Source organism: Pseudomonas sp. MIL9 (assembly GCF_016887925.1).
Lineage (GTDB): Bacteria > Pseudomonadota > Gammaproteobacteria > Pseudomonadales > Pseudomonadaceae > Aquipseudomonas > Aquipseudomonas mohnii.
This window is the reverse complement of record NZ_JAFEHE010000040.1, coordinates 22,109-28,754: the sequence shown is the minus strand read 5'-3', so window position 1 is coordinate 28,754 and position 6,646 is coordinate 22,109. Positions and strand designations below refer to the sequence as shown.

General features: G+C 59.2%; 6 protein-coding genes. 2 read left to right on the top strand and 4 right to left on the bottom strand.

The annotated features are described in order from the left end of the window. Positions 1-723: 723 nt before the first annotated feature. Together JQF37_RS30620 and JQF37_RS30615 are read left to right on the top strand one after the other, a co-directional pair. Positions 724-2,133 (top strand): PAAR domain-containing protein, encoded by a 1,410-nt coding sequence (locus JQF37_RS30620; RefSeq protein WP_130211283.1) that lies wholly within the window; start codon positions 724-726, stop codon positions 2,131-2,133. Continuing rightward, positions 2,130-2,513: a hypothetical protein gene (locus tag JQF37_RS30615; protein ID WP_130211282.1), complete on the top strand. Its 384-nt coding sequence runs from the start codon at positions 2,130-2,132 to the stop codon at positions 2,511-2,513. Before JQF37_RS30620 ends, JQF37_RS30615 begins: the two co-directional genes overlap by 4 nt. A 222-nt stretch (positions 2,514-2,735) precedes the next feature. Here JQF37_RS30615 and JQF37_RS30610 read toward each other — a convergent pair whose 3' ends face one another. The 4 genes from JQF37_RS30610 to JQF37_RS30595 are packed head-to-tail and all read right to left on the bottom strand — an operon-like array spanning position 2,736 to position 6,642. Further along, positions 2,736-3,878, bottom strand: a complete 1,143-nt coding sequence (locus JQF37_RS30610; RefSeq protein ID WP_189340511.1) for a cell division protein FtsQ — start codon at positions 3,876-3,878, stop codon at positions 2,736-2,738. Between the two features lie 11 nt (positions 3,879-3,889). Continuing rightward, positions 3,890-5,287: an MBOAT family O-acyltransferase gene (locus tag JQF37_RS30605; RefSeq protein ID WP_130211280.1), complete on the bottom strand. Its 1,398-nt coding sequence runs from the start codon at positions 5,285-5,287 to the stop codon at positions 3,890-3,892. Between the two features lie 18 nt (positions 5,288-5,305). Then, positions 5,306-5,974, bottom strand: a complete 669-nt coding sequence (locus tag JQF37_RS30600) for an alginate O-acetyltransferase AlgF (protein WP_130211279.1) — start codon at positions 5,972-5,974, stop codon at positions 5,306-5,308. Then, complete coding sequence (locus tag JQF37_RS30595) at positions 5,974-6,642, bottom strand: SGNH/GDSL hydrolase family protein (protein ID WP_077186205.1); 669 nt, start codon at positions 6,640-6,642, stop codon at positions 5,974-5,976. Before JQF37_RS30595 ends, JQF37_RS30600 begins: the two co-directional genes overlap by 1 nt. Between the last annotated feature and the right edge of the window lie 4 nt (positions 6,643-6,646).

Genomic DNA, 6,646 nt, shown 5'->3' with positions numbered 1-6,646 from the left:
AGCAAGGCGGTGGTGGATGATGCGGTGAAGGTTTTGACCCGGGAACGGGCCTCGGTGTCCATGCCGAAGCGGGCGGGTGTGGCGGGTGTGGCGGGATTGGGGGTTGCTTAGAGGGGAAAGCCAAATTTCAAACGGATTGATACTGCTCATTATCCAACTCCTTGATATGAGGAGCTGTCACGTTCGTTTCCACACGAATGGGTGACAGCTGTGCGCGGGGTGGAAAACCGGGAATCAAGGAAACCGGCACGTCCGAAGACGTCCCACGCACAGCCGCCATAACTCACGCCGCGGGCACAAAAAAAGCGCCTGCAGACGTGATGGGGCGCTGTTGCGCCTTGAATTACACGGGTTTCCACACCCGGTCGCTGAATTGGCAGCGACGATGGGGAGGTTATCGTGCAGTCCTGAACGGTGCAACCATCAAACGAGCAGAGCATGACCTGCCGCCGAGTAGTTGATAGGGCCGAAGGCCACACGTTTTAAATGTCCCTTTTTTGATTTTTTTCACGAACCAACCACGAATGGGTGTTCGCCCTATCACAATTTTTGTCGTCTTTTTCTGCGTGGCTTGTGGGATGTTTCCTGATTTTCTCGGCCATCTTGAGTTTCCTTTCTGTCCACGTACTTTGCGTCAGCACACGCATTCCAAGTCGGTGTAACGCATCGTTATCAGTGGCGCGCTTCCCGTGACCGGGGCGCCAATAGAAAGGGAGATCAGCAATGGCAAAGGGATATTTCATTCGCGAGCATGACAAGACGACCTGCGGTGGCAAGGTTCTGGAGGCCGATACCAGCGTCATGATGTTTGGCATTGCCCATGCCCGTGTGGGGGATCGGGTTTCCTGTGGCAAGGACAACAAAACCTACGTCATTGAGGGCGGTGTTTCGTACATCGAGAGTAACGGAAGGTTGGTGGCAGGCTCGCTGGACAGCTACAGCAGCTGCCCCTGCAAAGCTGAGCTGATTCCATCGTTTTTTACCGGTAGCTACGAGTCCAGCCGCAGTGCTGCGCCGCACGCCATGCGGACCGCCACACCGCAAGCCGCGCCCGCCACCAGCAGCCCGGTGCCACGCTCATCAGGCTTCGCGCCTGCGCCAACCCCTCCTTCGTCGATGCTCGGCAACAGTGCGCAGGTAGCAGAGCCCGGCTTCTACATCGTGCCCAAGAGCACCACCCGCGAACAACTCGAAGCCTGGTTGTTCACTCTTCGCGACCCGGCGGTGATGGGCAAATTCAAGCTGCTCAATCCCAACCTGCGCGACGTCAAAGCCGGCTCGATGATTGTGCTGAGCGACCCGAACAATTATCAGTGCACCCGCGAAGAAGCCTTGCTCATGGACGTGGCGGCCAGGACTAATCAGATACTTGAAACGCTTACCCCGGAGGAGGCGGATTTCATGGTGCAACACCGTGATGCCATCCAGACCATTTTGGGCTTAGGTTCGAAAGCTATTGGCATCGGGGCGAGCATTTTCAAAAACAACCTGGATAACGTCAGCGACACCCTGAAAAAAATCGAAGCTCTGCATCAGCATTCATTTCTGCGCGATGGCCATCTGAGCTCACCGACGTTTCTGGCTGAGCGACAAAAGCTGCTCGCTCAACTCGATGGCCACCTGACAAGCCTGACGCGCAAAGGCATCGGTTTTCCCGACCATCCTAATTTGAATCGTGCAATGTTCCTCTCGCCTCCCAGTCTGGTCCATCGCTGGACTGACGCTGGCGGCGTAGGGCAGATACCGGGATACGCCACTCATCTTGAGGGTGTGGCCAAGGCTTCCAAGTACCTTAAGTATGGTGGCTGGGTCGGCACTGCGGTCGGTGGAGGGGCGTCGGCGATGAAGGTTCAGGATGTGTGTTCGGCGGGAAATAGTGAAGCTTGTGAGCGAGTCAGGTTCACGGAAACGGGGAGTTTTGCTGGAGGGGTCACTGGTGGTGCCATGGCGGGTGCAATGCTAACTACTTCTGCAGTTGGCGGACTTTGTATCGGGATAGGTGTAGCCACAGCAGGTGTCGGTCTGCTGGCGTGCAATGTCATCGCGGTTGGCATTGGTTCTTATGCGGGCAGCACGCTTGGTGAGGTGGGCGGCGAAATAATAGGCGAAATTGTCTATGAGAGTTTGAAATGACTACCGCAGAACTGGTTGTCGGCAGTTTATGTGGAATAGTGCTCGTCAGCATGTTTGTCTGGCTCGCGGTTGCTCTATATCTTGGCTACACAAAAACTGACGTGTTGCTGAACTCTTTCAAAAACAGTTCTTCCCTCATAACCATTTCTACACGCATACACAAGGGGCCTTGGGGAAAGCTGCAACTGGTGGGTTCAGCCTGCAGCGTCGTTACATTTCCCAGTTTTTTTATGAGGCACGGCATTGCCGGTGCTGGAGATATAGAAAGTTTTCCCATTTCACTCAGGCGCAAACTCATCGTGCTCATGTGGAGTGCTATTGGACTATTTGCAGCCTTAGCGTTACTCGTAACATTGTGGAAATCAGGAGTGTTCAAGTGAACTTACAAGTTCTAAGCTGCAGTGGGCCTTGGGAAATTAATTGTGTGGGGGGATCTTCGGATTTGTGACATTCCCCGAGTTCTCCCACAGGCTTTATGTCAGCCTGAAAATTTGCGCAGGACTTGAGTGGCGAGCTTCGGACACACAGATGACCAAAATTCGAACTGATTACACATGACCCTGTAGCTGGCCTGCCAGCGATGAGGCCATCAGCCTCACCCTTTATTTGGCCCAGTTGATGACTTCACTGTAAGGCGTCTGCAAATCCCGCTCTGGAATCTCCCAGATCACCAGCTTCGGCGGCGTCTGCTTGAACGCCGGGTTGTCGAAGTAACCATTGGCGCCGCCGGAGAATTCACCACCGTCCTTGGCGAAGTTGCCAATCGGCGCGCCCAGGGCCTGTTGCAGGAAACCGGCAAAGTTGGAATTGCGCGAGAACGAAGTGCCGATCAGCGCCACGTTCGGCAAATTGTCATCGCCGAACAGGTCATCGAGGTTGTCGCCACCGCTTTGCGCCTGGGCAGCCTTTTCGCTGATCTGGGTGGCGGCGACGGTTTCCGGCTGCGGTTGCCAGGTCACCGGCAACCATTCCAGCCCGGCCAGACGCACCAGATCGCCAGGGCGGCGGGCCGGGTCCTGGACCTTCACATCGAAGTCTTTATGTGGCGTCGCGCTGATGCCCATGGCTTGTACGTGTTGGGCCACCGCCTTGGCCGCCGCCGCCGAACCGGTTTCGCTCCAGTGGGTATCGGTACGCAGATAGGCATCGGCGCCCAAGGGTTGCAGGGTCGGCGCAAGGTCAATTGCGGCGACACCGGCCTTGTTCAACCCATCGACCCAATCCACTGCGCGCTGCTGCAATTGCAACGGACGACGCAGGTCGCACAACTGCGCACTGGCGATGCGACTCTTGTCCGGCACCACAGCCACCAGCAACGTAATCCCGCGCGTGGCCAGTCGCTGCTGAATCTCTCGCACCACGCCGGCCTTGGCCTCAGCATTGCCTTGAGCATGACGGTTGATGCGCAGCTCGTCGGTCAGGAAGAGCCAGCCCGGGCAGCCGGAACGCACCCGCGGCCCGGTGTCGTGCAGCAGCAACCAACTGGCGCCACGTTCCAGGTCGGCAGCCTGTTCCGGCACTGCAGCCTTCGACAGCTGCTTGGCGACCTTGTGGGTTATCTCACCGTGCAGCGCATCGTCGAGGGTCAGCTTGGGTGGCAGCATCTCGACTTTGCCGCTCAACAGCAGCCAGACGCAGGAGACGAAACCGATCGCCAGAAAAGCCACGAAAAACACACCCGATGCCTTGCTGACAGGGGCAGTCACTTCGCTGGATTGGGCCGGTGCATGGGACAAGGAAGTCATGGGCGCGGTCATCAGAACTGGAAGTACAGGAAGGGCACCGACTCACGGCTCGCGACCAGGGCGAACGCGAGCAGGAAACCCAGCATCGGTGCAAACAACGCATGGCCGACAAGCCGTTGCTCATAGCGGCTCTGCAGCACTGGCGCAATGATGTACAGCACGCCGAGCAGCGCCGCGATGCCGTGGACCGGGCGCAACGTCACCGCCAGCGCCTCACCCAATGCAAACCCATGCAGGCCGAACTGCCCGGCATACATGGTCATTGCGCTATGGAAATCCGGAGCCCGGAACAAGGTCCACGCCAGGAACACAAACAGCAGCGTCAACGTGTGCGACAGCAGTGGCGGGACGCTCGGCAGACTGGAGCGCGACCACAAACGGTCGACGCACAAGGCGATGCCATGCGCCGAACCCCACAACAGGTAATTCCAGCTGTCGCCGCCATGCCACAGGCCGGCGATGGCCATGGTCAAGAACAGGTTGCGATAGGTCTTCCATGCGCCGTTGCGATTGCCGCCAAGGGCGATGTACAGGTAATCGCGCAACCAGCTCGACAACGACAAATGCCAGCGCCGCCAGAAGTCCTGGATGCTGTTGGCCAGGTACGGCCGGTTGAAGTTTTCCGGGAAGTGAAAGCCCAGCATCAGGCCCAGGCCGATGGCCATGGCACTGTAACCGGCGAAGTCGAAAAACAGTTGCAGCGAATAGGCCAGGCAGCCGATCCAGGCGTCGACAAAGGACGGGTTTTCCAGATGGAAAGCCACGTCCACCAGCGGCGACAGGGTATCGGCCACCAGCACTTTCATGCACATGCCGATCATGAAACGGCGCGCGCCCAGCGAAAAATTCTGCCAATTGAAATAGCGTTGGTTCAGTTCACGGCGCACCCAGTCATAACGAATGATCGGCCCGGCAATCGAGTGGCCGAACATCGAAATGTAGGTCGCGTAATTGATGAAGCTGCGCTCCACCGGCACCGTGTGGCGATGCACGTCCACCAGGTAGGAGATCGCCTGCAAAACGATGAAGGACAACCCCGCCGGCAAGGCCACTCGCTGCCATTCCAGCGGCATGGCGCCGTAGTAAGTGATCAGGTCACTCCAGGTCCCGGCCAGGATGTTGGCGTACTTGTACCAGCACAGCACCGCCGTGTTGAACACGATCAGCGCAATCAACAGCCTCACCCGCCCTTTTGAACCCTCGCGGGCGCGATCCACCAGCAGGCCGCCGACCCAGGCAACGATGGTCAAGACCACGTGCAGGCTGAGGAACAGCGGGCTCAGCCAGCCGTAGAACAGCCAGCTGCCGATCAGCAGGATGACGTTGCGCCAGGCCGGTCTGGCCAGGGCATATACCAGCAGAAACGCCGGCAGGAACAGCGTCAGGAACTCGAGTGAGGCGAAGACCATGGCAGCGGCAGAATCCGATCAGTGGGACAGAGTGTCCGTGGCGTTCAGAAGACGCGGCCCGGCGGCCGAAGGCACCAGCAGCACGCTATAGCGCTCGCCTGCTTTCAGCTCGCCCAGATCCAGCGGCGCACCGACATTGGCGTTCGCGCACACCAGTTGCACCGACAGGCTCACCGGGTTGATCGAACGACGCTGGACGCTGGCGACCGGCACGGCCTTGAACAGGTCGGCGGTACGCCCGGCAGGACGCAGGCTCGCGTCGGCACAAGCGGCATCGACGTTGAAGAACGCCAGCGAGGCTTTCAGGCCGTTGAAGTCGTCCGGCTGCTCGCGCACGGCGACTTGCTTGATGCCATTGCCGTCCGGCAACGCAACCACGGTGGCGAATTCACCGGGCTCGATCTTCATGTCCATGGCCAGTTTCTGTGCGCCACTGACCAGGGTGCCCTTGACCGGGCTGCTCGATTGCACCGGGAAAAACAGCGACACCGGTTTGACCGCTTCCAGGCGCATCGGTGGCTGGCCGGCCTGGGCGATCACATCCAGCGGCGCGCTGCTGGCGTTGACGAAGCGGATGAACGCCGCGTCTTCGCTGGGACCGGTGGGGTACAGGGCAAACTCAGCCGCCAGGGCGTTCACGCTGGAAAACAGCGCCGCCACGGCACACACCGCAGACAGGGCACGCATCACTGCTTGGCTCCCTTGTTGCTGACCGCGTCGGCCGGCAGTTTGGCCAATGCGCCACCGATGGCGTTGGCCCAGGATTTGTAACCTGCCACGGTGAAGTGCTGGCCGTCGGTGGTCACCCACTCGCCCGGCTTGGAGAACGTCAGCGAATCAATGTAGGTGCAAGGCGCCACGTTGCTCGCCAGGAACGCCGACATCAACTTGGTGCGCGTGTCGTTCTTCTTGTACATGCCGCCTTCCTTGCCCCACGCCGGGCCGACCCACGCGCACTTGGCGCCGTTGGCCGTGATTTCCTTGGCCAGGGCGGTCACGTTCTGCCAGGCCCAGGCTTTGGGGAATACCGGTTTGTCGTAGGACGCCATGGTGTCGCCGATGACCAGCACGACCAGGTCAGGCTTGTCGGCAGCGATCAGATCCTTGATCGGCGTGGTGGTGGCTTCGCGACCCTTGATGACGATCTTGCCGTCACCTTTCTGCTCGGCGCCACAATCGACTTTCTTGGTAATCAACCAGTCACCGGCACTGGCGCCGCAGGCACCGATCGAATGCACGATCGCGCCCTGCTGGGTCAGGTTGGCTTGCAGCGGTTCCATCAAGTGGTCCGCCAGGCTCATGTGGCTTTCCCCGAGTACGAGAAGGGTCATACCGGCGAGAACGGAAGAAGGCATCTAA

Coding starts and splice junctions, on each gene's coding strand:
- JQF37_RS30620 (WP_130211283.1), top strand. CDS start 724: ATGGCAAAGGGATATTTCATTCGCGAGCATGACAAGACGACCTGCGGT.
- JQF37_RS30610 (WP_189340511.1), bottom strand. CDS start 3,878: ATGACTTCCTTGTCCCATGCACCGGCCCAATCCAGCGAAGTGACTGCC.
- JQF37_RS30605 (WP_130211280.1), bottom strand. CDS start 5,287: ATGGTCTTCGCCTCACTCGAGTTCCTGACGCTGTTCCTGCCGGCGTTT.
- JQF37_RS30615 (WP_130211282.1), top strand. CDS start 2,130: ATGACTACCGCAGAACTGGTTGTCGGCAGTTTATGTGGAATAGTGCTC.
- JQF37_RS30600 (WP_130211279.1), bottom strand. CDS start 5,974: ATGCGTGCCCTGTCTGCGGTGTGTGCCGTGGCGGCGCTGTTTTCCAGC.
- JQF37_RS30595 (WP_077186205.1), bottom strand. CDS start 6,642: ATGCCTTCTTCCGTTCTCGCCGGTATGACCCTTCTCGTACTCGGGGAA.